Here is a 25738-nt window from a genome sequence, read left to right as displayed (position 1 = left end):
TTCCGGGCCACCCGGCGAGGGCCGTCGGTCGGTCACCTCGCCACCTCCGTCACTCGCCGCCACCGGCCGTTCAAGCCGACCCGCCCCCTACGCTCGTCCGTCCTCCGACTCTAACCGCAGATCCGGTCTGGGGCGCAGGTCCAGCACCTCGGTGGCGAGCGGTTCGGCGGTGAGCAGGTCGGTCAGCCAGCCGTGGCCGGGCAGCCGCCCGTACGGCTGGACGTCGATCCACGGCCGCAGCACGAACGCCCGCTGGTGGGCCCGGGGATGCGGCAGGACCAGTTCGGGGTCGTCGCTGAGCACCGGCTCACCGTCGTCGGTCCAGACACCGATCACGTCCACGTCGAGGGTGCGCGGGCCGAAGCGGCGCTGCGGGTCTCGGACCCGGCCGGCGGTCCGCTCGGCGGTCCGGGCCCGGGCCAGCCAGTCGTACGGGCCGATCCCGTCCCCGCCGACCAGCAGTACGGCGTTGAGGTACGCCGGCTGGTCCTGGTCGCCCCAGGGTGGGGTCTCGTACACCCCGGACGCCACCAGGAGTACGTCGTGCAGCACGTCGACGGCGGTCCGCAGGTGACCGAGCCGGTCGCCGAGGTTGCTGCCGATCGAGAGCAGGGCCCGGGTCACCGCGTCCGCCGCCGGGTCAGGGTGACCGCCACGTCGGCGAACTCGTGCGGGATCGGTGCCTGGGGTTTGTGCACGGTGACGGTCGCCGCGTCCACCCGGTGGTCGGCGAGGCAGGCGGCGGCGAGTCGTTCGGCGAGCGTCTCGATCAAGTTCACCGGTTCTCCGGTGACGATCGCGACCAGCCGGTCGGCGAGTTCTCCGTAGTGCACGGTGTCGGCCACGTCGTCGGAGCGGCCGGCGGCGGCGAGGTCGAGTTCCAGCACCACGTCGACGACGAAGTCCTGCCCCTGGACGCGTTCGAAGTCGTAGACCCCGTGCCGGCCGTGGGCGCGCAGTCCGGTGAGGACGATCCGGTCGCTCACCGTGCCGCTCCCGCCCGCGCTCCGGCGGTGGGGACGAGCCGGGGGCGGCCGGTGGCCTGCCAGACGGCGAGCGCGTCGACGGTCTCCCGGACGTCGTGCACCCGTACCCCCCAGGCGCCGGCGGCGACGGCGAGCACACTGGTGGCGACGGTGGCCGCGGTCCGTTGCCCGGTCGGCCGGGGGGTGCCGTCCGGGTCGGCGAGCAGCGCACCCAGGTACGACTTGCGGCTGGCCGCGAAGAGCAGCGGGTAGCCGAGGGTGAGCAGTTCGGCGAGGCGGGCGCTGAGCTGCCAGTTGTCGGCGGCGTGCTTGGCGAAACCGAGCCCCGGGTCGATGACGATCTTCTCGGCGGCGACGCCGGCGGCCAACGCCTCGGCCACCCGCTCGGCCAGTTCGGCCCGTACGTCGGTGACCACGTCGGTGTAGTGGGCCAGGTCCTGCATCTGTTTCGCGTGTCCGCGCCAGTGCATCAGGATCCACGGGCAGCCGGCCTCGGCGACGACCTTCGCCATCGCCGGGTCGGCGAGGCCGCCGGAGACGTCGTTGACCACGGTCGCCCCGGCGTCGAGCGCGGCGGCGGCGACGCCGGCCCGGTAGGTGTCGATGCTCATCGGTACGCCCCGGGCGGCGAGTTCCCGGATGACCGGCAGGACCCGCCGGGCCTCGGTCTCGGCGTCGACCCGTTCGGCACCGGGCCGGGTGGACTCGCCGCCGACGTCGATCAGGTGGGCGCCGTCGGCGTGCATCCGGACGCCGTGCCGGATCGCGGCGTCGAGGTCGGCGTACCGGCCCCCGTCGGAGAACGAGTCGGGGGTGACGTTGAGGACGCCCATCACCACCGGCCCGGGGGTACGGAGAAGCTGGTGGATCGAGGTTGATCCGGCGCCGGGCGCGGCCCGGCCCTGCGCTGACTCGGTCACGGGTAGACGTTACCGACCGCCGTCCTGGGCTGACGGTCGGCCTGGTCCGGATCCTGCCTGGCAAAACGGATGCTCGGGCGGATTGGTGGCACTCCACGCCGCTTGTTCTGAACAGACCCGGGCCGTACGCTCGCATCAGCCAGATGCCGAAGCCTAAGAGACGGGCCGAAACAGGACAAAGACGCTCACAAACCATCACCCTTCGCGGTGGTTGCGAGACGCAGGGTCGATCAACACCCCACGACCGACCCGGTTGACGGGCACGACAGTTGTGCGGAGGCGACCGCCACCGCACCGGGGAGGATTTCGATGTTCGCCACGGAGCTGGTGGAGACGGCGTTGCCGGCTGCCACGCACGCGCTCCACACCATCGCCGTCGTCGCGGCCGAGGAGCCGGGGCCTGACGGCATCAACACCGACGGCGTGGTCAACTTCTTCGCCACCAACATCGCGCCGATCCTGCTCGCCGTCCTCGGCGTGATCTTCATCGGTCGGGCCAGCCGGGGCGAGATCTCGAAGGTGTTGACCAGCTCGGCGATCGCGATCCTCGGCCTGGCGTTCATCGCCGGCGCGGCGACGCTGTTCTTCGTCGGCGACTATCTGATCAACCTGATCTTCGAATAGACCGCGGAGCACGAGATGCGGCTGCGCACCGACGACGACATCTATCGGGCCCGCCTGGTCTACCTCGGGCCGCCCGGATACACCCTGCCCGTACACCTTCCCTACGCGCAGTACGGGCTGTTCGTCGTGCTGGTGCCGCTCTACATGTTCATCCACTGGCTGTTCACCTTCAAGGTCGAGCTGATCCCCGCCTGGGAGATCGCGCTCGCCATCGTCACCACCTCGTTCATCTTCCGGCACGTCGATCCGGACCGGCCCGCGCGGATGGTCATCCGTACGGCGTTGACCGACTGGCGACGTACCCGCGAGCCGGCGAAGGAGCAGCGCGACCCACGACTGGTCGCGAGTCGCATCAGGATCCGGGAGCAGTTGACATGAGTGGAGTGAGTCCCCTCATTCGCCCCACTCATGGCGACGATGAGCGGAGCGAGGAGATGGCATGAGCGAGCGAAGCGTGCGCGGCGGGGCGACGGTATGACGCGGCCCTCTCCGCCGGGATCGTCGTACCCGGTCGGCCGGTCGGCCAACAACTACGGTCACGGTACGCACCAGTCCGACTACGACACCTCGGAACTGGCGGACGAGACCGAGTACGACCCGGCCCTGCTCAGCAACACCGGGCACGGTGCCGTCGCGGTCTTCCAGGCCCCCCAGCCGCCGGCCCGGAACCGGCCGTCCCGCCCGACCAACCAGCCGGCCGGCCGGCCCGCGCCGGTCGAGCACCCCGACATCGACTCGCCGTTCCTCGACCTCTTCGGCGCCGGACCGGTCCCGGCACCGGCACCGCCGGGCGGGGCCGTACCGCCGCCGCCACCGCCGCCGCCGATCCCGCTGCCGCAGTCGGTCCCGGCACCGCAGTCGGTCCCGCCGCCGCCGGCGGCGGTCGGGCCACCAGCCGGCACGAACGCCGCCCCGCCGACGCCCACCCGGCCACCGCGGACCACCCCGCCGGCGCCGCGCCGTCCCGACGGCTGGGACACGGCCGCACCGCCGACACCCCCCGGACCGGTCAGCGCACCTCGGACCACCCCGCCCGCCCCCGCCCCGCACCAGCGCGGGCCCCAGCCGGCGAGCGGCCCGCCGACGGCCCCGGAGCCGGTCGACACCGCGGCCGCCGTCCAGGTCGAAGCGGAACCGGACCGGCCGGAGACCGACCACCGGACGCGGGATGCCGCACCAGACCGACGCCGAACCAGGACACCCAGGTCAACCCGGGAGTCCTCCGCCCCGCTGGTGAAACCGCAGCGGATCCGGGCCCCGAAGGTACGGTTCGGCGACCGCGACCCCGCCGTCGAACTGGCGATCACCGAGATCGCCGGCCACCTCACCTTCACCCCGAACACCGTCACCGCCTGGTACTGGCTGCCCGAGGTCCGCTGGGCGTTCCGGCCGGACGCCGAACGGGAGGCGCTGCTGCGCGCCATCTCCGAGCAGTACGCCGGCCTCGCCGGGTTCCGGCTGCACCTGCGCCGGACCACCCGCCCGTTCCCCGCCGACGAGTGGGCCCGGACGATCGACACCCACACCGCGGCACCGTTGGCCACCGTCCCCGGTGCGCCGAGCTGGTCGGACCACCTGGTCGCCGCCCAACGTCACCTGCTCTCGGTCAACCACGCGGAGGGGCAGACGTATCTCGGGGTCACCTTCGCCCGCCGGTCGCTGGGCAACAACTTCGCCGAACGGCTGCTGAGCGCCTTCGGCCGCGGCGTCGCCGACGGCGAACGCCGCAAGCTCGGCCGGACCGTCGAACAGTTCGACGAGGTGCTCGGCGCCTTCGGCATGCGCGGTCGGCAGGTCACCGCCGACGAGATGGAGTGGCTGCTCTACCGCTCGGTCGCGCTCTGCATGGCCCCGCCCGGCACCCTCTCCCCGGTCACCAACGGCCGGTGGGAACGCGGCGACCTGCTGGCCCTGACCGAACAGATCGAGCGCTACCGGACCCCGTACGGCTCGACGGTCAAGCTGGTCAACCGGATGACCGGCGAGGAGCGGCACGTCGCCGTCCTCACCGTCGGCCGGATGGAACCGCTGGAGATCCCCGAACGGCACGAGCCCTGGCTGCACTTCCACGAGCGGCTGCCGTGGCCGATGGAGATCTCCACCCGGGTCGACATCCTCGGCTCCGGCGACTCGTTCCGGAACCTGGAGCACCGGCTGCGGATGATCCGCTCCCAGCAGCTCGACTACGCCGAGCACGGCATCGACGCCCCGCCGGAGCTGGAGCGGCTGGCCAAGCGGGCCCTGGTGATCGGCGACGAGATGACCACCGGCCTGCCGGTCGACTCGGCCCGGGCGCACGGCTGGCACCGGGTCGCGGTTGGTGGGCGTACCCGGGAGGAGTGTCTGGAACGGGCCCGCCGGCTGATCCAGCTCTACTCCCGGGAGCTGCGGATCTCGCTGCAGCACCCGAAGAACCAGGACTGGATGGCCCGGGAGTTCATCCCCGGCGAGCCGATCGCGAACACCGGTTACGTCCGCCGGATGCCGGTCAACCTGCTCGCCGCCGCGCTGCCGCAGGCCGCCTCCACGGTCGGTGACCGGCGCGGTGACCTGATCGGCCGGACCGCCGGCACCTGCCGTCGGCCGGTCTTCCTCGACATGCACTTCCCGATGGAGGTCCGGGAACGGTCCGGGCTCGCGGTCTTTGTCGCCGAACCGGGTGGTGGCAAGTCGACCCTGCTCGGCGCGCTCGGCTACCTGGCCGCCCGACGCGGCGTGCAGGTGACCCTGCTCGACCCGTCCGGCCCGCTGGCCCGGCTCTGCCAGATGCCGGAGCTGCGGCCGTACTCGCGGGTGTTGAACCTGACCGGTTCGGAGCAGGGCACGCTGGCCCCGTACGCGTTGATCCCGACCCCGCTGCGCACCGAGTTCCCGGAGGGCTCCGCCGGCGACCGGGAGTTCCAGATCGCGGTCTCCAACGCCCGGGCCGAACGCCGGATGCTGGTCCAGGACATCTGCATGATGCTGGTCCCGCCGCAGGTGGCCCGGGAGGCCTCCACCGCCACCCTGCTGCGGCACGCGGTCCGCCAGGTGCCGGCCGAGGAGACGTCCACACTGGACGACGTGGTGGCCTGCCTGACCGGGCTGGAGGACGAGGGTCGGGAGCTGGCGAACCTGCTGCTGGACACCGCGGAGATGCCGCTCGCGCTGCTCTTCTTCGGCCGGCCGCCGGAGCACATGCTCGGCGCCGACGCCACCCTCACCGTGATCACCATGGCCGGGCTGCGGCTGCCCGACCTCAAGATCGAACGCGAGTACTGGTCCGCCGAGGAGGCGCTCGCGCTGCCGATGCTGCACACCGCGCACCGGCTGGCGGTCCGGCGCTGCTACGGCGGCTCGATGTCGCAGCGCAAACTGGTCGGCCTCGACGAGGCGCACTTCATGGAGGGCTGGCGCTCCGGCCGGTCGTTCCTGGTCCGGCTCGCCCGCGACTCCCGCAAGTGGAACCTCGCCGCCCTGGTCTCCTCGCAGAACCCGAAGGACATCCTCGGCCTGGACGTGCAGAACCTCGTCTCCACGGTCTTCGTCGGCCGGATCGCCGAGGACGAGGAGATCGCCTCCGAGGCGCTGCGGCTGCTCCGGGTCCCGGTCAACGACGGCTACGAGGCGACCCTGGCCTCACTTTCCGCCGTCGACACCACCTCCGCCGACCGGCTCGGCTTCCGCGAGTTCGTGATGCGCGACGTCGACGGCCGGGTGCAGAAGGTCCGGGTCGACGTCTCGTACGTCCCGGGCCTGCTCGACCACCTCGACACCACCCCGGTCGCGGTCAAGGCGGCGGCGTCGAACCTCCCCTCCCCCGTCGTGGACCTGGAGGACTGATGCCCAGGACCGGTGCCCGGGTCGCCGCCCTGCTCCTCACCATCGGCGTACTGGCCGTCGCCACCCTGGCCTGGCCGGTGCTCGGGGCCGCCAGCCCCGCCTCCGCCGCCCCGATACCGACCCGCGACCCCAGCGGGCTCTGCACCACCGCCGAGTGGGAGGCTGACTTCCGCAGCTGCGTCGACCGGCTCGCCGACGTCAGCGAGGCGACCGCGAGCTGCCTGAACGCACCGGTGCCGAGCGAGCCGAGTTCCGGGCTGGGCGGCTTCTTCTCCCCCACCCGGCCGGAGGCGAGCGAGAAGCCGGGACAGAAGGGCCTCTACACCGAGTACGGCCTCGCCGGTTACAGCTTCGAGACGTACGACGACAGCGGCGGCTGCGCCTCGGACGTGATCGACCCGGGCAGCAAGGTGGTCAACAAACTCGCCGACTTCGAGATCCGGTTCGCCGGCGGGATCATCGGCGCCTCCAACGCGGTGCGGGACCGGGCCTGGGACCCGCGCAGCATGTGGGAGTGGGCGAACCCGCTGGTTGAGCAGGCCACCCGGGCGGTCTACGACCGGGTGTTCAGCGTCTTCGGCATCCTCACCCTCTGCGTGGTCGGCCTCTACCTGCTCTGGCGGTCCCGGCAGTCCGACATGAGCAACGCGATCACCACCGCCGGCTGGGCGGTGCTGGTGATGGTCGCGGTGACCGCGATCGCCGCCTGGCCGGTCCGCTCGGCCAACATCGCCGACCAGACCCTGGTCACCACGCTGACCGTGGTGCACAGCGCGGTCGGTCCGCGCCCCACCGCGATCCCGCCCGAGCAGTGCGCCGGCCCCGAGGCCGCCTCCTGCGCCGACAACCGGCCGCCGGCCATCCGGGCCAGCGACACGGTGACCGAGACGATGCTCTACCGCAACTGGCTGCGCGGCGCGCTTGGCTCCTCGGACAGCGAGACGGCCCGTAAGTACGGTCGGGCGCTCTACGACGCCAAGTCGCTGAGCTGGGACGAGGCCGAACGGATCCGGGCCAACCCGGGCACCCGGGACGCCACCGTGACCGCGAAGCAGGACCAGTGGCGTAAGGTCGCCGAGCAGATCCGGACCGAGGATCCGGAGGCGTACGAGCACCTGCGCGGCGCGCGGGACGCCGACCGGGTCGGCGCCGGCGTGATCGCCATCCTCGCCGCGCTCCTCTTCGCGCTCTTCGACCTGACCGCCTCACTGCTGGTGCTGCTCGGCTTCCTGCTGTTCCGGTGGGCGGTGATCGCCGCGCCGATCCTCGGCACCGTCGGGCTGATGCGGCCGGCCAGCGCCGGACTGCGCCGGCTCGGCAACGCGGTGGTGGCGGCGGTCTTCAACATCGCCATCTTCGGCACCGGGGCCGCCATCTACCTCTTCGCCGTCGACCTGATCATGCGTACCTCGACCCTGCCGGGCTGGCTGCAACTGGTGCTGGTCTGGCTCTGCGGTGTGGTCGGCTGGCTGCTGCTGCGGCCGTACCGGCGGATCACCCAGCTCGGCGGCAAGGACAGCGCCCAGGTGATCACCGCACCCGGCTCCTGGCACAGGCGGTTCTTCCGGGACGTCCGGGGCGGCTCCGAAGACCCCGACATTGTGATCAAGAGGGGCGGCGACACGCACAACCACTTCGGCAGCCGGACCCGCCCCGAGGCCCGGCACGAGGATCCGGCGCACGGTGTCGAGTCGCGGTCGAAACGGTCCGAGTCGAGCCCCGTACCGGAGGAGACCACCCCGGTGGCGGAGCCGGAGCGCGAGTCCGGGGCGTCGCCGACCCGGAGCCGGCCGGCGCGCCGGCGGGCCGCCGAGTGGACCGAACCGGACGTGCCGGCGGAGAACCCGTCGTACGTGATCTACCGCCCGGCCTCGGCGCCGGAGCCGAAGCCGGCGCCGGCGCGGCAGCCCCGGATCCGGTCCGAGGCGAGGTGACCGGCGGATGCGGCGGCTCGTCGAGTATCTCTTCACCCGGGTGCTGCGGTCCCGGCTCGGGGTGGCGCTGGTCCTCGCCGTGCTCATCCTCGGCATCGTCGGCGCGACCAGGCTGATCGCCGGCCCGGGCGAGAACCGGTCCCTGCTGCCCGGCGGGGCGGTCCCCCCGATCACCACCACCGACGCGGAGGCCGGTGACGACGGTCTGAACGAGGTCGCCGAGCCGACACCGTGGACCAGCCCCGGCGCCCCGGAACCGGCCGAGGCGGCCCGCTCGTTCGCCGAGGCGTGGCTGCGGCACGACGGCGTGGACGCCCGGCAGTGGCACGACGGGCTGCGGCCGTACGCCACCGAGACGCTGCTCGGCAAACTCGCCGGGGTCGACCCGGCCGGTGTACCGGCGGACCGGGTCACCGGCGACGTGAGCGTCCGGCCGGTCAACGACAGCCTGGTCGAGGTGGTGATCCCGGTCGACTCCGGCGTGCTGCGGCTCGGCCTGCTCGCCACGGAGGGCCGGTGGCGGGTCGACACGGTCGACTGGCAGCGACGCTGAGACGATCCGGGGAGGTGGAGACGACATGGCCGCGCTGACCCGACGGCCCCGCCGGGCCGTCCTGGCGTTCGGGCTGACCGCCGTACTCGCCCTGCTCTGCTGTGCCGGCGGCACCACCGCGTTCCTGCTGACGATGCAGGCGGCCGAGGAGGGCAACCCGTACACACTCGCCCTCGGCTGCGGCACGGAGGGGCACATCACACTCGACGGCGAGATGCCGCTGGTGTCGCCGTACGACGCCCACCAGATGCGCAACGCCGCCATCATCATCAACGTCGGAAAGGACCGGGACCTGCCGCCCCGGGCCTGGGTGATCGCGGTGGCGACCGCGTTGCAGGAGTCGACGTTGCACAACTACGGGTACCTGGGCTCGAAGAACGACCACGACTCGCTCGGGCTGTTCCAGCAGCGCCCGAGCATGGGCTGGGGCAGCCCGAAACAGGTGCAGGATCCGGTGTACGCGTCGACGAAGTTCTACGAGAAGCTGGAGAAGGTACCGGACTGGCAGAACCTGCCGCTGACCGTGGCGGCCCAGCGGGTGCAGATCAGCGGCTACCCGGACGCGTACGCCAAGCACGAGGCGACGGCGACGCAGATCGTCAACGTGCTGACCGGCGGTGCTGGCCTGGCCGACGGCGCCAGCGTCGATCTGAGCTGTGCGGACGGCGCCGACATCGCCGCCTCCGGCTGGACCGCGCCGATCCCGGGCACCGTCGGCTCCGGGTTCCGGACCGCCGCCCGGCCGTCGCACCACGGGGTCGACATCGGGGCCGGCTACCGGACCGAGATCCGGGCGGCGGCGGCCGGCAAGGTGGTCGTCTCCACCTGTGACCCGGACAACCGGGGTCGGTTGAGCTGCGATGCCGAGGGTTGGCCGGGCAAGGGCGGCTGTGGCTGGTTCGTCGACATCCTGCACGCCGGTGACGTGGTCACCCGGTACTGCCACATGATCCGCAAGCCGATGGTGGGCAAGAACGACGAGGTCCGGGCCGGCCAGGTGATCGGCCTGGTGGGGTCGAGCGGCAACTCCTCCGGTCCGCACCTGCACTTCGAGGTGCACCTGAACCGCGACCGCACCAGCAAGGGCGCGACCGACCCGGTGCCGTTCATGAAGGCCAGGGGCGCCCCGTTCACGGCCGACGGCTGATGGAGGTTCTCATCGCCGATGGCGGATTCTCACGATCTTGGCCCCGGCGCTTCGGCGCAGCGGCGATCCCGGCGACAGCGCGTACAAGCCGTGGGGCGCCCGGGCGCCGGGCTCGCCCCTCGTGGCACCATGTTGCGCCATGGATCATCAGGGGCAGTTTCGTCGTGCAGCGCTCGCGTTGGGCATCCCGGACGACGAGGTCAGCCGGTTCATCCAGCACCTCCGTTTGTCGATCCGGTTGAGCGGAGGATCCAGCGGTGTTTTGGTCGGGCAGTTCGGTGGGCTGCCCCGGCTGCCGGTGGACATGGGCTGGCCGTCCGACGGGGTCAGTCCGTTGCCGTTCATCTTTTCGGTCGACTGTGCGGCGCTGCCAAGAGTCGACGGCTTCGGCCTGCCGGCAGACGGCTCGCTGCTGTTCTTCCTGGATCACGAGCAGGCCGCTGCCACCGGGGAGCGGAGGTACGGGCGAGTCGTGTATGTGCCGGCCGGCACCGATACCGAGGTGGCGGCAGGATCCACCGACCACGTGTTCGTCGACAAGCAGTACGACGTCGGCGCCACGCTGCGCGCGGAGTTCCCCGATTGGTTCGGGGCGGACGAGGACGACGAGGACGAGGACGACCTGTCGCCCTTCCAGCAGCAGTTGGCCCGTGACCTCGAGCGTGACCTGCCGCACCTTGACGAACTCCGTGCTCTGGCCAACGATCTCTGGCCGCCTGACAACGGGTACGCGAGCGCCTATATCGGCGGGTATGCCGACGCGGAGGTAATCAAGAGTATTGCGGAGCAGACCCTCGCGTGGCGCGAGAAGACCGGAGAGATCGTCATCCCGGTCGCGAAATGGTATTCCCACGTGGAGAAGGAGACGCACCGGCTGACGACTGAGTGGGTGTCGCTCGCCCGCTTCCCCGTAGACAACGAGTTCTACTACCGGAGCGACGGGAGTTTCGTGATCCGTCACGACGACCTGGCCGCTGGTCGGCTGGACGAGGCGGTTCCCGTGGCTGAGTTGATCCCGTAGCACACCGGCGGCGCCGGATACGGCCACGATCTGCGTTGCCGGCGATGCCGACGCCAGGTGCCGGACATCCGCTATTGCCGCAGTGCGCTCGCTACCGGACCAACACATTCGAGTGACCGCGCGAAGAGCGACCGGCTGATCGTGGTGGCCACGCTGGCGGGGTCGTGGCCATGGCCTGCGCCCGTTCAGTGGTCGGTGGCCTGTAACGCGGTCGCGATCGGCTCGAGCCCTGCGACCAGTTCGTCGAGTTCGTCCCCGGTGAGCACGTCGTACGCCGACGCCGCCAGCTCGTCGGTGAGGGACTCGATCCGCTCCCTGGTCTCCCGGCCGGCGTCGGTGAACCCGCCGGCGGCGTCCACGAGGCCGCGACCGCGTAGCCCGTCGACGACGGCGGCCAGCTGTGCCTTGGGCAGGTGGTGGGTCCGGCCGAACTCCTCAGCCCGCATGCCGAGGGAGAGAGCGAGCAGGACGTGGGCCTCGGTGCCGCCGATGCCGTGGGCGAGCAGGGCGGCGTTGTGGCCGTCCCCGCGGTGCTCCCGCAGCAGCGTCGCCGCGTGCCAGAGCCGGGCAACCGGCTCCTCCGGCACGTCGAGCGCCCGGAGCCCGGCGTACAGCGCCCGGCCCTCGGTCGGCGCGCTGACCGAGGCCCGGGTAGCGAGGTCGGCGACCCGCACCAGACCGGGCGAGTCGGCGAGCTCCCCGATCATCTGCCGCAGCGCGGCGGCGCTGCTCCGCTCGCGCACGGCGATCGCCTCCTGAGGGGTGGTCTTCCCCCACACCCACGGGATGTGGCGCGCCACCTCGCCGTCCGCGAAGTTGTAGAAGACCGCGTGCACCACCTCCGCCGGTGCCATCCCCAGCGGCGCGGCCCGGCCCGCGAAGTAGCCGTCCCAGTAGTCGCGCACGCCGAGGGCCAGGAACGCCTGGTTCGGCACCTCGGAGAAGGTGACAGTGGCGATCGGCTCGACGAGCTCGAACATGCGGCGAACCTTGGCGTACGAGTGCGGCATTCGTCATCATCTCCTGTGATCGCGACAGCGCCCCTACGGGCTGCCCCTCACCCTGACTACGAACAGTCCTGTCCGAATACGACACCTCTGGTCGACATCAGTCCAGCCAGGATCAGCCCTACTCTCGTAGCCGCCAGGCGTGCGCCGGCAGGGCACGTTGTGCGCGCCGCTGGCGACTGACGTACGGGCAGAATCGACTACGAGCCTTGGACGAGGAAGCACCCGTGCCGGCCGTCGGTAGAGATGAACGCGAACGCCACCGGTGAGGCACCGAGGTTGAGGTAGGACGGCTTCCCATCCGCCTCCAGGCGCAGCAGGGGCCGCCACGGCCCGCCCTCGGGCCAGTCGTCCCCGTTGAACAGCAGTGCCGTCCCGCCGACCTTGTCCTGGTCCAACGCCTGGAAGTAGCGGTCCCGATCGTGTGGGGGCAGCGCCATGTAGGGGCGTCGAACGGCAGGTACTCAGGGTCCTCACCGCGGACCAGCTCGACAGTGAACTCCGCCGGCGACCCATCGCCGCGGTAGAGGGTTGGGCCGCTGGTCGGTGGGCTGGTGGGCCCGTCGAATACGCCACCGGGCTGGATGATGACGGCGTTCTCGCCGCCGTCGGGAAAGATGACGTCCGGATCGAAGTCCTCCACGTCCCTGCCGTGGTCGCCATGGGTGACGAACACGTAGGCCAGCCGCCCCGGACCGGCTCCGGCGAGCCCGGGCTCCAATGCGATCTGGCAGACAAACCGCATCGGGGTGTCCCAGCCTTGGCTGACCGGCCACTGGGGTTGGGTGAGCCAGACGGGCTGACCGCCGAACTTGGTGACCGGCTCAGTCACCGGCGCCTCGGCCCGGTGAAAGTTCGCGATCCGCCACACGGCAGCCATGGCGGCGACCATAGCAGGCACCCGCAGCACCCGGCCCGCGACCAATCGTGACAGCGTTGGTCGCCGGCTTTCCGGGTCGTCGCCGGCTTTCCGGGTCGCCGCCGGCTTTCCGGGTCGCCGCCGGTAGCGACGTTTTCGGCCGGGCGGGCGACGTCTCCGGGTTGGACCGGGCAGCAGGAACCTTGCCGGGCACTGTCCCAACGCGTACCTTTCGCTATATCGGGCCGATACATCGTGTAGATGCATCGCAGTGCCGTCACCGAGTCTCGGGACGGCGAGGCCGGGCCACGAACACGGCGCGGGATCGCGCCAATCAGGGAGGCAGCGAGATGTCCAGCGGGCAGTTGTACGACACCATCGGCGCCACCTACACCGTGACGCGGCGTACCGACCCCCGGTTCGCCGCACAGATCTGGGCCGCGCTCGGCGACGCCCGGACGGTACTGAACGTCGGGGCCGGCACCGGCTCGTACGAGCCCCCGGACCGTGACGTCACCGCGGTGGAGCCGTCGGCGCTGATGCGGGCGCAGCGCCCCGCCGGCGCCGCCCCGTGCGTGGCCGCCGGCGCGGAGAGCCTTCCGTTCGCGGACCAGTCCTTCGACGCCGCGATGGCCGTCTCCACCGTCCACCACTGGCCGGACCCGATCGCCGGGCTACGCGAGATGCGGCGGGTGGCCCGCCGGGTGGTGGTGTTCACGCACGACGGCACCGAGGCCGGATGGCGCAACCGGTTCTGGCTCACCCGCGACTACCTGCCCGAGGTCGCCGACCTGCTCACCGGCCGACCGTCGTTGACCGGGCAGGCCCGCGCGATCGGAGCCCGCATCGAGCCGGTACTCATCCCGTGGGACTGCACCGACGGTCTCTTCGAGGCGTACTGGCGCCGGCCCGAGGCGTACCTGGACGAGCAGGTACGCCGGGGCGTGTCGGTGTGGGCCAGAGTCGGTCCGGAGGCCGAGCAACGGGCGGTGCGCAGCCTGCGGGCCGACCTCGCCTCGGGCCGGTGGGTCGACCGGAACCGGGAGCTCGTCGCTCTCGACGCGGCAGAGCTCGGCCTTCGCCTGCTCGTCGCCTGACGGAGTTCAGCCGGCGCCGGTGCCGCCGCTGGCGGCGACGGCGGTGCCGGTGAGATAGGTGAGTTCGGGCGAGGCGACACCGACGGCGAAGGCGGCGATCTCCTCCGGGGTGGCCATCCGGCGCAGACCAGGTACGTTTGCCCGACCCCACCGGGCGGCGCCGATCTCCCAGGCCGCGTCCGGAACGCCGGCCATCCCGGCACTGCCTCGCACCAGTGCGGAGTTTGTCGTACCGGGCAGGATCGCGGTGACGCGGATGCCGGCGTCGCCGTGGTCGAGGGCCGCAGCACGCACGAGACCGATCAGGGCTGACTTGGTGGCGGTATACGCCCCGTGACGACCAACCCGTCAACCTCGGCCGGGGCTAGACTGTCGACCGTGTCGAAGTCGGGAACGCTCGCGTTCGCCCAGGTGATGGCCCACTGTGGCGGCTCACCCGAGGCAGCCACCAGCTTCGTCGCCAAGGCGGTCGCGGCGGATCCGCGCGATCCGGAGCCGTACGCGGCGCTGGAGAACCTGCGGCGTGAGATGCCCGCCGAGATGGCGGAGGTCGTCGCGACGGCGAACACGATCGGCCCGGTCCTGGCCCGCGCCTATCTGTCCTTCGTGGACGGTGACATGGACGAGGCCGCGATGTCGCTCGGCGCGGTCACCGGCTACCAGCCCGACGTCCCGTGGGCGTCCGCGCCCTGGTTCGGCGACGAGCGGTTCCTGGGTACGGTGACCGCGACCGCCTTCGCCGAGGCGACGATGCGGATCCGGGACTACCACCGTGGCCTCGACACCGCACCCGTCCGCGAGTGCCTGGCACCCTGGTTGCGGGCGATCGAGGTGGTCTGCGACCGGGATCCGGATCCCGACTCGATGGCCCGGATGGCGATCCTGTTGCGGGCGTGTGGCCGCGTCGACGAGTCATTCGCCCTGTGCGACCGGGCCGACGCCGTACGGCGGGTGATGTTCACCGAGGTTGTCCGGGCCGGCACCTGGCGGCAGTTGGGCGACCGCGCCGAGACGGCCGCCGCGTTCCGGCGTGCCCTGGCGCTCGACCCGGACAACTGGTCGCTCCACCTCGACCTGGCCGATCTCGCCGCCGAGGACGGCGACTTCGCCGAGGCCGCCGCCCTGGCCACCCGGGGCGAGGAACTCGAGCCGGGCGACGTCACGATGCGGGCGGCCGCCGCCGCGTACCGGGCCCGTGCGACGGGGTCGGTCGCCGACCTGGAGAGGTTCACCGAACTGGCGCCGCAGGTACCCGAGCCCTACCGTCGGACGCTCACCAGCCGTGCCCGGGGCGGTTGAGCTATGGTTGCCGCATGCATTCAGGCATCGCCGTGATGAAGCCCTGGTCCCTCCGCTGACGGCGGCAGGGTTGACCAACTTCCTCTGATGTAACTCTGCTCCGCCGTCCTGGCGTTCCCGTCGGGCGGCGTTTCTGTGTTGCCCGGCTCCACGACGAGCTGAGAGCACACGATGAAGAATCTTGAACGGGCATCTGCTGACCAACTGACCACCGATCTCGCCTGGGGCGGCCGACTACCGGCCGGTCACCGGGCGCATGTCCGGGCGGACGGCGTACGGGTCGTGCGGGGCGGGCGGGTGGTCCTCTCCGACGTCAGCGTGACGGTCTCCGCCGGCTCCCGGCTGGCCGTCGTCGGCGAGAACGGCCGGGGCAAGACCACCCTGCTGCACGTACTGGCCGGCATGATCCTGCCGGACCAGGGCACGGTGGAACGGAACGGCACCATCGGCGTCGCCCGACAGGCGTTGGAGGCGCGCGGCGGCGAAACGGTCGGCACCCTCGTCCGGGGTGCGATCCGGGACTCCGAGCGCGCCCTGCGGGCCCTCGACGACGCCGCGACCGCGCTGGCCGAGGGCAGGGCGGGCGCGGAGACGGCGTACGCCACCGCTCTCGACGCGGCCACCCGGTTGGACGCCTGGGACGCGCAGCGGCGGGTCGACGTGGCCCTGGCCGGGCTCGACGCCTGCCCCGACCGAAGCCGTCCACTGTCGACGCTGTCGGTCGGCCAGCGCTACCGGGTGCGGCTGGCGTGCCTGCTCGGGGCCCACCACGACCTGCTGCTGCTGGACGAGCCGACCAACCATCTCGACGCCGACAGCCTGGCGTTCCTCACCGCCCGGCTCCGGGAACATCCGGGCGGGGTCGCGGTGGTGACCCACGACCGCGCCCTGCTCCGGGACGTCGCCGTCGAGTTCCTGGATCTCGACCCGAGTGCGGACGGCCGGCCACGGCTGTACGCCGGAGGCTATTCCGGCTGGCAGGAGGGGCGCCGGCGGGAACGGGACCGCTGGGAACGGGACCACGAGGCGCAGCAGGCCGAACACCAGCGGCTGGCCGACGCGGTGCAGGAGGCGCAGGGCCGGCTCAGCACCGGTTGGCGACCGGAGAAGGGGCACGGTAAGCACCAGCGCCAGTCTCGGGCTCCCGGTCTCGTCCAGGCACTGCGACGGCGGCAGGAGGCGCTCGACGCCCACCGGATCACCGTGCCGGAGCCGCCGCTGCCGCTGCGCTGGCCCGGCACCGGCACCCGGCCCGGGATGCCCGTCCTGGCCTGCCACGACGTGACCGTTACCGGGCGTCTGCACCGGCCGGTCTCCCTCGCCCTCGACGGCGGGGACCGGCTGCTGGTCACCGGTCCCAACGGGGCGGGCAAGTCGACACTGCTGGCGGTGCTGGCGGCGGATCTCGCACCGACGACCGGGGAGGTCCGCCACCTGTCCCGGGCCCGGATCGCCCACCTCGGGCAGGAGGTACCGGACTGGCCGGCGACCGCGCTCGCTCACGAACTGTACGACCAGCACGTCGGCCGGCTCCGGTCCGCCGGACGGCTCGGCGGCGACGAGGCCGTCTCCCTGACCGGGACCAACCTGCTCGACCGGGAGGCCCTCCGTACCCCGGTCGGGCGAATGTCCCAGGGGCAGCAGCGGCGGCTCAACCTCGCGCTGCGGCTGGCCGAGCGGCCCGACCTGCTGATTCTCGACGAGCCCACCAACCACCTGTCGGCGTCACTTGTCGACGAGCTGACCGCCGCACTGGTCGGGACCCCGGCGGCGGTGGTCGTCGCCACCCACGACCGTCAGCTGCGCGCCGACCTGGCGGCCTGGCCCACCCTGCACCTCACCGTGCCCTCCGTGTCGTCCTCCGGCGCGGGATGAGCCAGGTTCACCGACCCTGGTGATGAGTTGTCGCGCCCGCACCCGTCACACCTACGACGGGACACACCACGGCGGAAGGATGACGTGATGGGTGCGGAGACGCGGCTGGCGGAGCTGGGCGTGAGCGGTCTGGGCGAGGTCGACGAGCCGACCTTCTCGGGGCTGGCGGAGCGGCACCGGCGGGAGCTGCACGTGCACTGCTACCGGATGCTCGGGTCGTTCGAGGACGCCGAGGACACTGTGCAGGAGACGTTCCTGCGTGCCTGGCGGCGGCGGGAGACCTTCGAGGGGCGGTCGACGTTCCGGGCCTGGCTGTACCGGATCGCCACCAACGCCTGCCTGGACCTGCTCGCCAGGTGCCGCCCGGAGCCGGCGACCGGCGGTGAGGTGCGGTGGCTGCAGCCGTATCCGGACCGGCTGCTCGACGAACTGCCCGCCGGCGACGCGGACGAGCCGGAGACCGTGGCCGTCGCCCGGGAGACGATCGAGCTGGCGTACCTGGTCGCGGTCCAGCATCTCGCGCCGCGCCCGCGGGCCGTGCTGATCCTGCGGGACGTGCTCGGCTGGCCGGCGAAGGACGTCGCGGAGTTGCTCGGGGACTCCGTCAACTCGGTGAACAGCGCGCTCCAGCGGGCCCGTGCCGGCATGCGGGAGCACCTGCCCGCCGAGCGGCAGGACTGGACCGGCGACGAGGTGGACGCCGGAACCCGCGAGCTGGTACGCCGCTTCACCGACGCCGCCGTGGCCACGGACGTCGGCCGGCTCGCCACGATGCTGCGCGACGACGTCCGCTGCTCGATGCCGCCCACACCGGGTCTGTACGTCGGCCGCGACGCGGTCGTGAACGACTGGATCGCGGACGGCTTCGAAAGCATGACGGGCCTGCGTGGCATTCCCACGTCGGTGAACCGGCAGCCCGCCGTCGCCTTCTACCACTGGCGGGAGGCGGAGGGCGCGTATCTGCCGCTGACGCTCGACGTCCTGCGGATCACCGGTGGGGCGATCACCGAGATCGTCACCTTCCACGACGACCAGTTCCCGCGGCTCGGGCTGTCGGAGCGGCTGCCGGCGGACGGCACGGAGTAGCCCCGGTGCGGACCTTCGCACTGCGCGGTGGCGCGCGGGTCGAGGTGGTCGCGGCCCAGTGGTACGACGCGTTCGGCGTCGTCACCCACGGACGGGTGCAGCTGGAGCTGCGCGACGGCCGGCCCGGCCCGGTCCTCGGACGCAGCGCCGGATTCTGGCTGCGCGGCACCGGCGTCCGCGCCCTGCGCAACCCCGGCCGCCGTACGGCGAGGGTGCGCGTGTTCACCCGCCAGGGCCAGGGCCGTCACACGCCGGTCGCCACATTCCCGCATCCAGTTACCGAATTGTGGAGGAACGACATGCACAGCATGAACGACACCGGGGGCGTCGTAGCCCCGGCCTCGGACCGGACCAGCCACCGCCACCGACTCCTCGGCCTCGTCGGCACGGGCCTCGTCGCGGTGTTCGTGGCGACGGCGGCCACCACCCTCGCCGCTGCCCTTGCCCGGGCGATTGGCGTCGATTTCGAGATCCCCGACGGCGGCGAGACGATCCCGTTGGGCGGGTTCGCCGTGGTGACCGGCTTCTTCTCGGTCGTGGGGATCGTCATCGCCGCCGCCCTCCTGCGGTGGAGCGCTCGGCCCGCCGAGCGATTCGTCTGGACGACGGTGTCGCTGACCGCTATCTCGATGGTCCCGCCCTTCCTCTCCGGGGCGAACACCGCCACCATCGTCGCCCTGCTCGGGCTGCACCTCGTCCCTGCGGCGGTGAGCCCGACCGGGCCGCCCCGCAAGGTCTACGCCCTGACCGCTCCCGGGCGACACCACCTGGATGCCTGGCAGAAGCAGTGGACCCGGTTCGTCGAAACCGTCGACGGCATCCTCAGCGCACCCGATCCCACGCCGACAAGGAGTTGATCGTGGAATCCATCAACAGCATCCTGGCCGAGGCCGACCGCGCGTGGCGGGCGTACGGGGTCAGCTCCGCCGACCGGGCGGCCTTCGCCGCCGAACTCCGCCTCGACCTGCAGGCCGCGGCCGACGACGGACGCGACCCCGGGGAGCTGCTCGACGGTGACGTGGCCGGCTTCGCCCGCCGGCTCGCCGACGAGGCCGGTGTCCACCGGGTACGCGGCGACTACTCCCGCCTGCTCGGCACCGCACTGCTCGGTGCGGTGGCCGGCGTGGTGCTCGGCTTCGGCCTCCTGTCCGTGCTGTATCCGCTGCTCGTGCACTTGATCGACATCCCCCGCTCGATCGAGGTACCGGTGCTGCTCGCCGTCACGGTCTACTACGGTGTGCCGGCCGCCGTGGTGGTCGTCGGAGCCGTCGCCGCGGTACGACTCCTGCTCGGCGACCTGCCCCGGATCCGGCAAACCACCCGGCTGATGACTCTGCTGGTGCCGATCACCGGCATTCTCGTCACCCCGGTCACGATCCTCTACGCGCGATCCACCGACTACAGCACGGCGCCGACCGTACTGGTCGCGGAGGTCGCCATCGGGCTGGCAGCGTTCGCCGGCGCCACCATGCTGGCCCGTCGCCTGTCGCTGCGCCTCGCCAGGTGATCCTGGCGCTGAGCTGCAGCGACCGGACCCCACACAGAGCAGATTTTGTCACCCACGGACCGTAGTCTCACCGGCATGACAAAGGCCCAGACCCACACCCTCGCCGTGCCCGGCGCCGACCTGGTCTACGACGTACGCGGCCCGCTCCCGCCAGCCGGCGGACGCCCGGCGTTGCTCATGATCGGCCAGCCGATGACCGCCGAGGGCTTCGGCGCCCTCGCCGCCCACTTCACCGACCGGACCGTCGTCACCTACGACCCGCGCGGCCTGGGCCGCAGCACCCGCAGCGACGGGCGGTCCGACCACACGCCGCAGCAGCAGGCGGCCGACCTGCACCTGCTGATCGAGGCGCTCGGCTCCGGCCCGGTCGACGTCTTCGGCAGCAGTGGTGGTGCGGTGACCGCGCTCGAACTCGTCGCCGCGTACCCCGGCGACGTGGTCACGTTGGTGGCGCACGAGCCGCCGATCAACGCCGTACTGCCCGACGCGGCGGGCGCCGAACGGGCCCGGGCCGCCTTCCACGAGGCGTACCAGGCGAAGGGCGCCGGCGCGGGCATGGCGTCGTTCATCGCAATGACGTCCTGGCAGGGCGAGTTCACCGACGCCTACTTCGCCCAGCCGACCCCGGACCCGGCGATGTTCGGCCTGCCGACCGAGGACGACGGCAGCCGCGACGACCCGCTGTTGTCGAAGAACTCGTGGGCGATCACCGACTACCGGCCCGACGCGGCCGTCCTCACCGCCGCACTGACCCGGATCGTGATCGCGGTCGGCGAGGAGTCGGCGGGTACGTACACCGCGCGTACCTCGCTGGGCCTGGCGGCGCTGCTCGGCCAGGAGGCCACCGTGTTCCCGAGCCACCACGGCGGCTTCCTCGGCGGCGAGTTCGGGTACGCCGGCAAGCCCGAGCAGTTCGCGGCGAAGCTGCGGGAGGTGCTGGACGCCGGCTGAGACGCCCCGCGCCCACACACCGGGTCCGGGGCTATGCCGCCCGGGGTTTCACCGCCCGGGTGGCGTAGTAGCCAGGCAACCAGCCGGCGGTGGCGTCGGAGTGGTGCGGCGCCTCGGAGAAGCCGACGATGGTGAAGCCGGCGGCGAGCTGGCCGCCGAGCTGCTCGCCCATGGTGTGGCTGAACTCCAGCGGGGCGTCCGGACCCCACATCCGTTCCCGCTCCTCCGCCGGTACGTGCGTCAGGTCGCTGTACGGCAGCCGGTGCCGCACCACCAACTCGCCGCGCCGGTCCAGCGCCTCGCTGTCGAAGAGGTAGACGTCGGGGTTGAGGAAGCCGCAGAGCAGCGCACCGCCGGGCCGCAGCACCCGGAAACACTCCCGCCAGACCGGTGCCAACTCGGGCACGAACAGGTTCGAGACCGGGTTGAAGACCAGGTCGAAGGAGGCGTCGGCGAAAACCGACAGGTCCCGCATGTCGCCGAGCACGGTACGCAGCTCCAGGCTGTCCCGGTCGGCGACCATCCGGTCCTGTTCGAGCTGGCGTGGTGAGTTGTCGAAGACGGTCACCCGCGCGCCGGCCGCCGCGAGCGTCGGACCCTGCTGCCCGCCCCCGGAGGCGAGGCAGAGCACGTCGACGCCGGTGAGGTCGGCCGGAAACCAGGACCGGTCGACGGGCTGGTAACCGATCAGCACCACCGACCAGTCCCCGGCCCGCGCCCTGGCGATCGTCTCCGGGGAGACCGGGCGGGACCACTCGTTGCCCCGCTCGACCTGCCGGTCCCAGGCGGCCCGGTTGTGTGCCACCGGATCAGAAGTCATCGGCCCACGCTAGCGGCCCCGACGACTCACGCGCCTCCGGAACTCCCCCGCTCTACCAGCCGCCGCCGGAATCTACTCACCAGTGGCCGCCGTTCGGTGGTGGGTCACCCCTCCCCGCCCGGCCATGTCGCCCTGTCCCGTCGTACGGCTGCCCGGCCTGTCGGGACTGCCACTGCCGCAGCCCCTGCCGGATCCGTTCCGCCTCGGTCCGGGCCGTGGCCGCCTCCCGGTGCAGCCGGTCCATCTCGTCGGCGACCCGCCGCAGGAAGGCGTACACCTGGTCGGGGTCGAGGCCGCGCCATCGTCGTACCCGGAACGTCGCGGCCCGGACCAGGTGCGGGCCGAGCCGTTCGCCGGATCGGTAGATCATCGCCGTTCCTCCAGGGTGTCCGGTGCTGTCGCGGCTGTGCGTCCATTGATCACGTAATCGCCGGCCGGTCCTGGCCGGCCGGCGATTACGTGATCATGGGCGTCTGTGTCGGAGGTGCCGGTCGCCACAGCACGCAGACCGCGCTGCCGCCCGGGACCCGGACCAGCCGGGTGGGCCGGTAACCGAGCCGCCGGTGGAAGTCACGGCCGCCGGTGGTCACCACCTCGGCGTACGTCGGGATGCCGGCCGCGTCGAGTCGGGCCAGATGGTGGGTGACCAGCGCACGCCCCCGGCCCTGGCCGCGCGCCCCGGGTGCGACCGTGACAACCGCGAGGCGCTCGTAGCCGGCGGCGGGCCGGTGGTCGGCCAGCAGCGTGTCGAGCCGGACGAAGCGGCGGGTGTTACTGCCGGCAACCTCGGCGAGCCGTCGGCCGTAGTCCGGTGGCGCCGGCAGCGCCCGGTGGTGGTCGAACCAGACCGCGACCCCGCTACGGTCGGCAAGCAGGTGCACGGCGCCGTGGAACATCGCGTGCTCGACATGGATCCGAGCAACCTCGCCGAGGATGGTCCGCCGCTGTCTCCGGTTCGGCACCAGCCAGGCGACCTGGTCAAACTCGGCGCACGAGTCGGCGATCAGGCGAGCGATCCAGTCGATGTCGGCCGGCTCGGCGGCGACCACCCGGGCCAGGTCAGCCACCGGCACCGGCCGCCGGTGAGGCTGCGACCGGGGCTCGGCGCAGCGCGGTGGCGCGGACGATCATCGGGTACGGCGTCCCGTCCGGCTTCCCGAGGTTGACCGCAAGAATGCGGATCCATTCGAGACCGGGAAACCGGTCCAGGCCGGGGTCGATCCCGGCGACCCGCACCGTGACGGCGCCCGCGCCGTAGAGGTAGTCACCGTCGGGGATGCACACGATGTCACCGGGGCCGGCCAGTGGTGCCGGTGGGCTGGGCACGACAAAGTCCCTTCGTGAGTGGAGGAGTGGAGTCCTGCCCGCCGCCGCGTCCTGCGGTTGACAACGACGGCGGGCAGGAGCCTCAGGTACGCCAGACGAACGTCAACTCGTCCGGCAGCGCGCCGACCCGTACGGCCGCCAACGTCCGGGCGAACAGGTCCGGCCAGTTCGGTTCCGGTACGCCGTCGGCGGGCACCAGGCCGCGCCGTTCCAGCGCGGTGCAGGTCAGCCGCTCGACCGTCACCGCGTCGACCGGGCACAGGCGGCACCCGCACGGCGACCGGTAACACCGCCGCCCGTCAACCGCCACTATCGGGTGGAGCCGCAGGTCACAGCCACCGCAGACCAGCAGCCCCGACAACGGATGACGCTGACTCGGGCACCCAGAGCCGCCGAGCATCACAACGGTCGCCCTGTGATCAAGACCCGAGGAGACATTGCCCACGCCCGCTAGATCGCCGGCAGGTACGCGCAGTAGGCGGCTATGGCGGGCTGGCGATACACCTCGGTGAGGTTGCCCGTGTCACCCTGGAGCCGGTTGCCGCCACGCATGATCAACATGGGCGAATGCCATCGAGCTGCCTGCATCTGTCCCTCCGCGTCGCTTCGCTGTCGACTCGACCAGTGCCATCGACACCGCTTCCCGCCGTGACACCTGGCTCGCTCTCAGCAAACATGACGCGTAGGGTGTCACCTACGCGCGCTCGCCATCGTTGACAATCCATTGACAGCGTCTGACGTGCACCCGGGGGATCCGTGGCCGATTCCGAGGCAACCGACGAAGCTCGCCGCCTTCTTGGCCGACAGTTGGCGGCCTACCGCCGCGCCGCTGGCTACAACCAACATCAGTTCGCCTCCCTCGTCCGATACACCCGCAGCACCATCGGCAACGTTGAGACGGGTCGGCAAAAACCGCCGCGCGACTTCTGGATGCTGTGTGACGAACTGCTGGACACAGGCGGCGTCCTCGTTGCGAGCCACGACAGCATCCATCGCCGAGAGCGCCAGCAGGAGATCGAAGCCGTCGGCCCTCTCTCGGTCGGCAAGTTCGATTCCTTGGCGACAGATCCTCAACGGCAACAAACCTCACCAGAAGCCGATGCAGAACCAAGTACCCCATCGCACGTCGAAACCCTGCTCGCCGGACTCACCATCGGCCAATTCTCTTCGAACACATCCATTGACGACCAAGCTCTTGACGACCTGTCAGTCACCGAGCAGGCAGAGCTGCTACTGAAGCTCTTTTTGAAGCTGGATGACGAGCAGGGCGGGAACGAACTGATCCTGCCCCTGTCGCGCTACGTGGCCGACATGGCTCGCAAAGTAGACCGCGAACCCGGCATAGGGCTGAGTGCTTTTGGGCAACTCAGCCAACTTGCCGGTTGGATCGCACTCGACAGTGGTCGACAGAGCGCGGCGCGACGCTATTGGAATGCCACCGTCTACGCAGCCCACGAGGCGGATGATTCCGCGTTGGCAGCCAGCGCCCTTGCCTATATGAGCTTACAAGACACTTATCGTGGTCGAACCAAGTCCGCGTTGTCCCTAGCTCAGACAGCGTTTGAAACGAGCGGGGGCAGCATCACACCCCTCGTCCGGACCATGCTCGCGACCCGTCTGGCCCGGGCGCATGCCGCAGCAGGGAACAAAACAGCCGCCCTGCGCGCACTTGAGTTGGCTCGACGCGCTTTCGGCACGCCATCCCAACAGGTCGAGCCGCTGTGGATCTCGTACGTCGACCAAGTCGAGGTCACCGCGCAGATCGGGGCCTGCTATCTCGAACTGGGCATGACCAAGCCGGCCGGCAAGGCGCTTGTTCACGCACTCCGGTTAATCGACACAACAGCACCGGACCGGACGCGAGACTCCGTCCACTATCTCTCCCGCCTGGCCCGCTGCCATCTGCTCGACTACGAGGTGGAGCGGGCTTGCGAAACGGCGACCGAGGCCGTAAGCCGAGCAGCTACGCTCGGGTCAGCACGTGTGGTTGCCCAACTGCAGGAGTTCTTCACCGCACTCGAGCCGTTTAGCGATAATCGCGCGGCCAAAGAATTTCGCGCGCTGTTTGAGGCGGCCAGATCAGGCGACTAACCATGGTCGCCAACGATAGCCGCCCGCAGTTCGGCGACATTTCGGAGATCGGGCAGCACAACGTCAGCGTCAGCTTTATGCAGCGCTTCTATCGAACTATTTCCAGATGCCACGCCGACCGAACGAACGCCAACATCTCGCGCTCCCCTGATATCGTGTGGCGTGTCTCCGATCACAAAAGTCCGATTGGCGGAGAAGTCCTGACCATAAAAGGCCGCAGAGCGCTGCCGCGCCAGCCGCACCAAGGTCGCCCGATCGATTCCGTCCGAGCCGTAACCGCCCACCTCGAAGTCTATGTATGAGTCGAGTCCGAACGACTCGAGCTTGATCTCGGCGATCCGCCGAATATTGCCGGTGACTACCGTCTGAATGAACCCCTCGACAGTAAAGGCGGTAAGCGCCACCTCCGCACCAGGCATCGCCCTTCCCTCTTGAATAATGGTCGGGCGCAGTTCCTGTGCAGCTTCCGCCAATCTTGAATAAAAAACCTCGAGCATCTCGTCGTGTGCCGACAGGCCGTGTAGAGCCAGCGTATCGGTCACGATCGCCCGCTCGGTACGACCAGCCATGTCAGCCAGCACCTGAAGTGTATGCCCCGTCGCTTTGCGGAACGCCACCTCGTACAACTTCCGGCTCGCGCTGCCGATATTGACAAGCGTTTGGTCGATGTCCCAAAGGATGAGGATCGGGTCCGGTCGGCTCCGCATCCGACCATGGTGACACGTACATCGACACACAGGACATCGATTGTCGTGCCCGCCTCTCGGAGACCCTGGTTCACCCCGCTACCACCTCACCGGTCCGGTTCCTCCG

The 25738-nt window shown here is 71.1% G+C and carries 25 protein-coding genes and 2 pseudogenes; 15 read left to right on the top strand and 12 right to left on the bottom strand.

The window, feature by feature from the left end; all coding sequences use genetic code 11:
- Positions 1–87: 87 nt before the first annotated feature.
- From folK to folP, 3 genes are read right to left on the bottom strand one after another with little or no spacing between them, the layout of a single operon-like run.
- Positions 88–624: a 2-amino-4-hydroxy-6-hydroxymethyldihydropteridine diphosphokinase gene (folK, locus tag ABGB05_RS02735; protein WP_347651504.1), complete on the bottom strand. Its 537-nt coding sequence runs from the start codon at positions 622–624 to the stop codon at positions 88–90.
- Positions 621–986, bottom strand: coding sequence for a dihydroneopterin aldolase (gene folB, locus ABGB05_RS02730; protein WP_347651503.1), 366 nt, complete (start codon positions 984–986; stop codon positions 621–623). The genes folK and folB overlap by 4 nt, the downstream gene beginning before the upstream one ends.
- Complete coding sequence (gene folP / locus ABGB05_RS02725; protein WP_347651684.1) at positions 983–1819, bottom strand: dihydropteroate synthase; 837 nt, start codon at positions 1817–1819, stop codon at positions 983–985. Before folP ends, folB begins: the two co-directional genes overlap by 4 nt.
- A 396-nt stretch (positions 1820–2215) precedes the next feature.
- Here folP and ABGB05_RS02720 point away from each other — a divergent pair, with 396 nt between their 5' ends.
- The 7 genes from ABGB05_RS02720 (at position 2216) to ABGB05_RS02690 (ending at position 11007) form a co-directional block, all read left to right on the top strand.
- Positions 2216–2530 carry a hypothetical protein gene (locus ABGB05_RS02720; protein ID WP_347651502.1) on the top strand — a complete coding sequence of 105 codons (315 nt, stop codon included), beginning with the start codon at positions 2216–2218 and terminating at the stop codon, positions 2528–2530.
- A gap of 15 nt (positions 2531–2545) precedes the next feature.
- Complete coding sequence (locus tag ABGB05_RS02715) at positions 2546–2908, top strand: hypothetical protein (protein WP_347651501.1); 363 nt, start codon at positions 2546–2548, stop codon at positions 2906–2908.
- 96 nt (positions 2909–3004) lie between these two features.
- Positions 3005–6352, top strand: coding sequence for an ATP-binding protein (locus tag ABGB05_RS02710; protein WP_347651500.1), 3348 nt, complete (start codon positions 3005–3007; stop codon positions 6350–6352).
- Positions 6352–8286, top strand: a complete 1935-nt coding sequence (locus ABGB05_RS02705; RefSeq protein WP_347651499.1) for an MFS transporter — start codon at positions 6352–6354, stop codon at positions 8284–8286. The genes ABGB05_RS02710 and ABGB05_RS02705 overlap by 1 nt, the downstream gene beginning before the upstream one ends.
- A gap of 7 nt (positions 8287–8293) precedes the next feature.
- Entirely contained in the window at positions 8294–8839 is a 546-nt protein-coding gene (locus ABGB05_RS02700; protein WP_347651498.1) for a hypothetical protein, read from the top strand.
- A gap of 25 nt (positions 8840–8864) precedes the next feature.
- A complete protein-coding gene (locus ABGB05_RS02695) occupies positions 8865–9986 on the top strand; it encodes a M23 family metallopeptidase (RefSeq protein WP_347651497.1) in 1122 nt (373 codons plus the stop codon).
- Between the two features lie 139 nt (positions 9987–10125).
- Complete coding sequence (locus tag ABGB05_RS02690) at positions 10126–11007, top strand: DUF1963 domain-containing protein (protein ID WP_347651496.1); 882 nt, start codon at positions 10126–10128, stop codon at positions 11005–11007.
- Positions 11008–11192: 185 nt separating this feature from the next.
- On the opposite strand, the gene ABGB05_RS02685 is transcribed toward ABGB05_RS02690, so the two are convergent.
- Complete coding sequence (locus ABGB05_RS02685; protein WP_347651495.1) at positions 11193–11987, bottom strand: MarR family transcriptional regulator; 795 nt, start codon at positions 11985–11987, stop codon at positions 11193–11195.
- A 227-nt stretch (positions 11988–12214) separates the two neighbouring features.
- The gene (locus ABGB05_RS02680; RefSeq protein ID WP_347651494.1) at positions 12215–12454 is read right to left on the bottom strand and encodes a hypothetical protein; all 240 of its coding nucleotides are present in this window, start codon (positions 12452–12454) and stop codon (positions 12215–12217) included.
- A 781-nt stretch (positions 12455–13235) separates the two neighbouring features.
- Between ABGB05_RS02680 and ABGB05_RS02675 the strand changes: the two are divergent.
- Positions 13236–13970: pseudogene (locus tag ABGB05_RS02675) on the top strand (class I SAM-dependent methyltransferase); the annotation flags it as partial.
- A 6-nt stretch (positions 13971–13976) separates the two neighbouring features.
- Here the strand turns inward: ABGB05_RS02675 and ABGB05_RS02670 are convergent.
- Positions 13977–14297 (bottom strand): annotated as a pseudogene (locus ABGB05_RS02670) (SDR family oxidoreductase); the annotation flags it as partial.
- Between the two features lie 51 nt (positions 14298–14348).
- On the opposite strand from ABGB05_RS02670, the gene ABGB05_RS02665 reads away from it, so the two are divergent.
- The 6 genes from ABGB05_RS02665 to ABGB05_RS02640 all read left to right on the top strand — a co-directional run bounded on the left by ABGB05_RS02665 (position 14349) and on the right by ABGB05_RS02640 (position 20688).
- Positions 14349–15269, top strand: a complete 921-nt coding sequence (locus tag ABGB05_RS02665; protein WP_347651493.1) for a tetratricopeptide repeat protein — start codon at positions 14349–14351, stop codon at positions 15267–15269.
- A gap of 171 nt (positions 15270–15440) precedes the next feature.
- Positions 15441–17144, top strand: a complete 1704-nt coding sequence (locus ABGB05_RS02660; RefSeq protein WP_347651492.1) for an ATP-binding cassette domain-containing protein — start codon at positions 15441–15443, stop codon at positions 17142–17144.
- A gap of 87 nt (positions 17145–17231) precedes the next feature.
- On the top strand, positions 17232–18230 hold the full coding sequence (locus ABGB05_RS02655) for an RNA polymerase subunit sigma-70 (RefSeq protein WP_347651491.1): 999 nt from the start codon (positions 17232–17234) through the stop codon (positions 18228–18230).
- 5 nt (positions 18231–18235) lie between these two features.
- Entirely contained in the window at positions 18236–19087 is an 852-nt protein-coding gene (locus ABGB05_RS02650; RefSeq protein ID WP_347651490.1) for a DUF6069 family protein, read from the top strand.
- Between the two features lie 2 nt (positions 19088–19089).
- Positions 19090–19737, top strand: coding sequence for a hypothetical protein (locus ABGB05_RS02645; protein WP_347651489.1), 648 nt, complete (start codon positions 19090–19092; stop codon positions 19735–19737).
- Positions 19738–19812: 75 nt separating this feature from the next.
- Positions 19813–20688: an alpha/beta hydrolase gene (locus tag ABGB05_RS02640; protein ID WP_347651488.1), complete on the top strand. Its 876-nt coding sequence runs from the start codon at positions 19813–19815 to the stop codon at positions 20686–20688.
- A 31-nt stretch (positions 20689–20719) separates the two neighbouring features.
- Here ABGB05_RS02640 and ABGB05_RS02635 read toward each other — a convergent pair whose 3' ends face one another.
- From ABGB05_RS02635 to ABGB05_RS02615, 5 genes are all read right to left on the bottom strand, one after another.
- Positions 20720–21508 carry a methyltransferase domain-containing protein gene (locus ABGB05_RS02635; RefSeq protein WP_347651487.1) on the bottom strand — a complete coding sequence of 263 codons (789 nt, stop codon included), beginning with the start codon at positions 21506–21508 and terminating at the stop codon, positions 20720–20722.
- Positions 21509–21584: 76 nt separating this feature from the next.
- A complete protein-coding gene (locus ABGB05_RS02630; RefSeq protein WP_347651486.1) occupies positions 21585–21878 on the bottom strand; it encodes a DivIVA domain-containing protein in 294 nt (97 codons plus the stop codon).
- 85 nt (positions 21879–21963) lie between these two features.
- The gene (locus ABGB05_RS02625) at positions 21964–22581 is read right to left on the bottom strand and encodes a GNAT family N-acetyltransferase (RefSeq protein ID WP_347651485.1); all 618 of its coding nucleotides are present in this window, start codon (positions 22579–22581) and stop codon (positions 21964–21966) included.
- Entirely contained in the window at positions 22568–22834 is a 267-nt protein-coding gene (locus ABGB05_RS02620; protein ID WP_347651484.1) for a hypothetical protein, read from the bottom strand. The genes ABGB05_RS02625 and ABGB05_RS02620 overlap by 14 nt, the downstream gene beginning before the upstream one ends.
- An 82-nt stretch (positions 22835–22916) precedes the next feature.
- On the bottom strand, positions 22917–23078 hold the full coding sequence (locus ABGB05_RS02615; RefSeq protein ID WP_347651483.1) for a hypothetical protein: 162 nt from the start codon (positions 23076–23078) through the stop codon (positions 22917–22919).
- Between the two features lie 512 nt (positions 23079–23590).
- Between ABGB05_RS02615 and ABGB05_RS02610 the strand changes: the two genes are divergently transcribed.
- Positions 23591–24925: a helix-turn-helix transcriptional regulator gene (locus tag ABGB05_RS02610; RefSeq protein WP_347651482.1), complete on the top strand. Its 1335-nt coding sequence runs from the start codon at positions 23591–23593 to the stop codon at positions 24923–24925.
- On the opposite strand, the gene ABGB05_RS02605 is transcribed toward ABGB05_RS02610, so the two are convergent.
- On the bottom strand, positions 24922–25632 hold the full coding sequence (locus tag ABGB05_RS02605) for an HAD family hydrolase (RefSeq protein ID WP_347651481.1): 711 nt from the start codon (positions 25630–25632) through the stop codon (positions 24922–24924). The genes ABGB05_RS02610 and ABGB05_RS02605 overlap by 4 nt on opposite strands.
- Positions 25633–25738: the final 106 nt, after the last annotated feature.

The sequence above is a fragment of the Plantactinospora sp. B5E13 genome (genome assembly GCF_039871775.1).
Taxonomy (GTDB): Bacteria; Actinomycetota; Actinomycetes; order Mycobacteriales; family Micromonosporaceae; genus Plantactinospora.
Note: the sequence above shows the minus strand (reverse complement) of the source record. Positions and strands in the feature narration are given on the sequence as shown.

Coding starts and splice junctions, on each gene's coding strand:
- folP (WP_347651684.1), bottom strand. CDS start 1,819: ATGGGCGTCCTCAACGTCACCCCCGACTCGTTCTCCGACGGGGGCCGG.
- ABGB05_RS02720 (WP_347651502.1), top strand. CDS start 2,216: ATGTTCGCCACGGAGCTGGTGGAGACGGCGTTGCCGGCTGCCACGCAC.
- ABGB05_RS02715 (WP_347651501.1), top strand. CDS start 2,546: ATGCGGCTGCGCACCGACGACGACATCTATCGGGCCCGCCTGGTCTAC.
- ABGB05_RS02710 (WP_347651500.1), top strand. CDS start 3,005: ATGACGCGGCCCTCTCCGCCGGGATCGTCGTACCCGGTCGGCCGGTCG.
- ABGB05_RS02705 (WP_347651499.1), top strand. CDS start 6,352: ATGCCCAGGACCGGTGCCCGGGTCGCCGCCCTGCTCCTCACCATCGGC.
- ABGB05_RS02700 (WP_347651498.1), top strand. CDS start 8,294: ATGCGGCGGCTCGTCGAGTATCTCTTCACCCGGGTGCTGCGGTCCCGG.
- ABGB05_RS02695 (WP_347651497.1), top strand. CDS start 8,865: ATGGCCGCGCTGACCCGACGGCCCCGCCGGGCCGTCCTGGCGTTCGGG.
- ABGB05_RS02690 (WP_347651496.1), top strand. CDS start 10,126: ATGGATCATCAGGGGCAGTTTCGTCGTGCAGCGCTCGCGTTGGGCATC.
- ABGB05_RS02685 (WP_347651495.1), bottom strand. CDS start 11,987: ATGTTCGAGCTCGTCGAGCCGATCGCCACTGTCACCTTCTCCGAGGTG.
- ABGB05_RS02680 (WP_347651494.1), bottom strand. CDS start 12,454: ATGGCGCTGCCCCCACACGATCGGGACCGCTACTTCCAGGCGTTGGAC.
- ABGB05_RS02660 (WP_347651492.1), top strand. CDS start 15,441: ATGAAGAATCTTGAACGGGCATCTGCTGACCAACTGACCACCGATCTC.
- ABGB05_RS02655 (WP_347651491.1), top strand. CDS start 17,232: ATGGGTGCGGAGACGCGGCTGGCGGAGCTGGGCGTGAGCGGTCTGGGC.
- ABGB05_RS02640 (WP_347651488.1), top strand. CDS start 19,813: ATGACAAAGGCCCAGACCCACACCCTCGCCGTGCCCGGCGCCGACCTG.
- ABGB05_RS02635 (WP_347651487.1), bottom strand. CDS start 21,508: ATGACTTCTGATCCGGTGGCACACAACCGGGCCGCCTGGGACCGGCAG.
- ABGB05_RS02630 (WP_347651486.1), bottom strand. CDS start 21,878: ATGATCTACCGATCCGGCGAACGGCTCGGCCCGCACCTGGTCCGGGCC.
- ABGB05_RS02605 (WP_347651481.1), bottom strand. CDS start 25,632: ATGCGGAGCCGACCGGACCCGATCCTCATCCTTTGGGACATCGACCAA.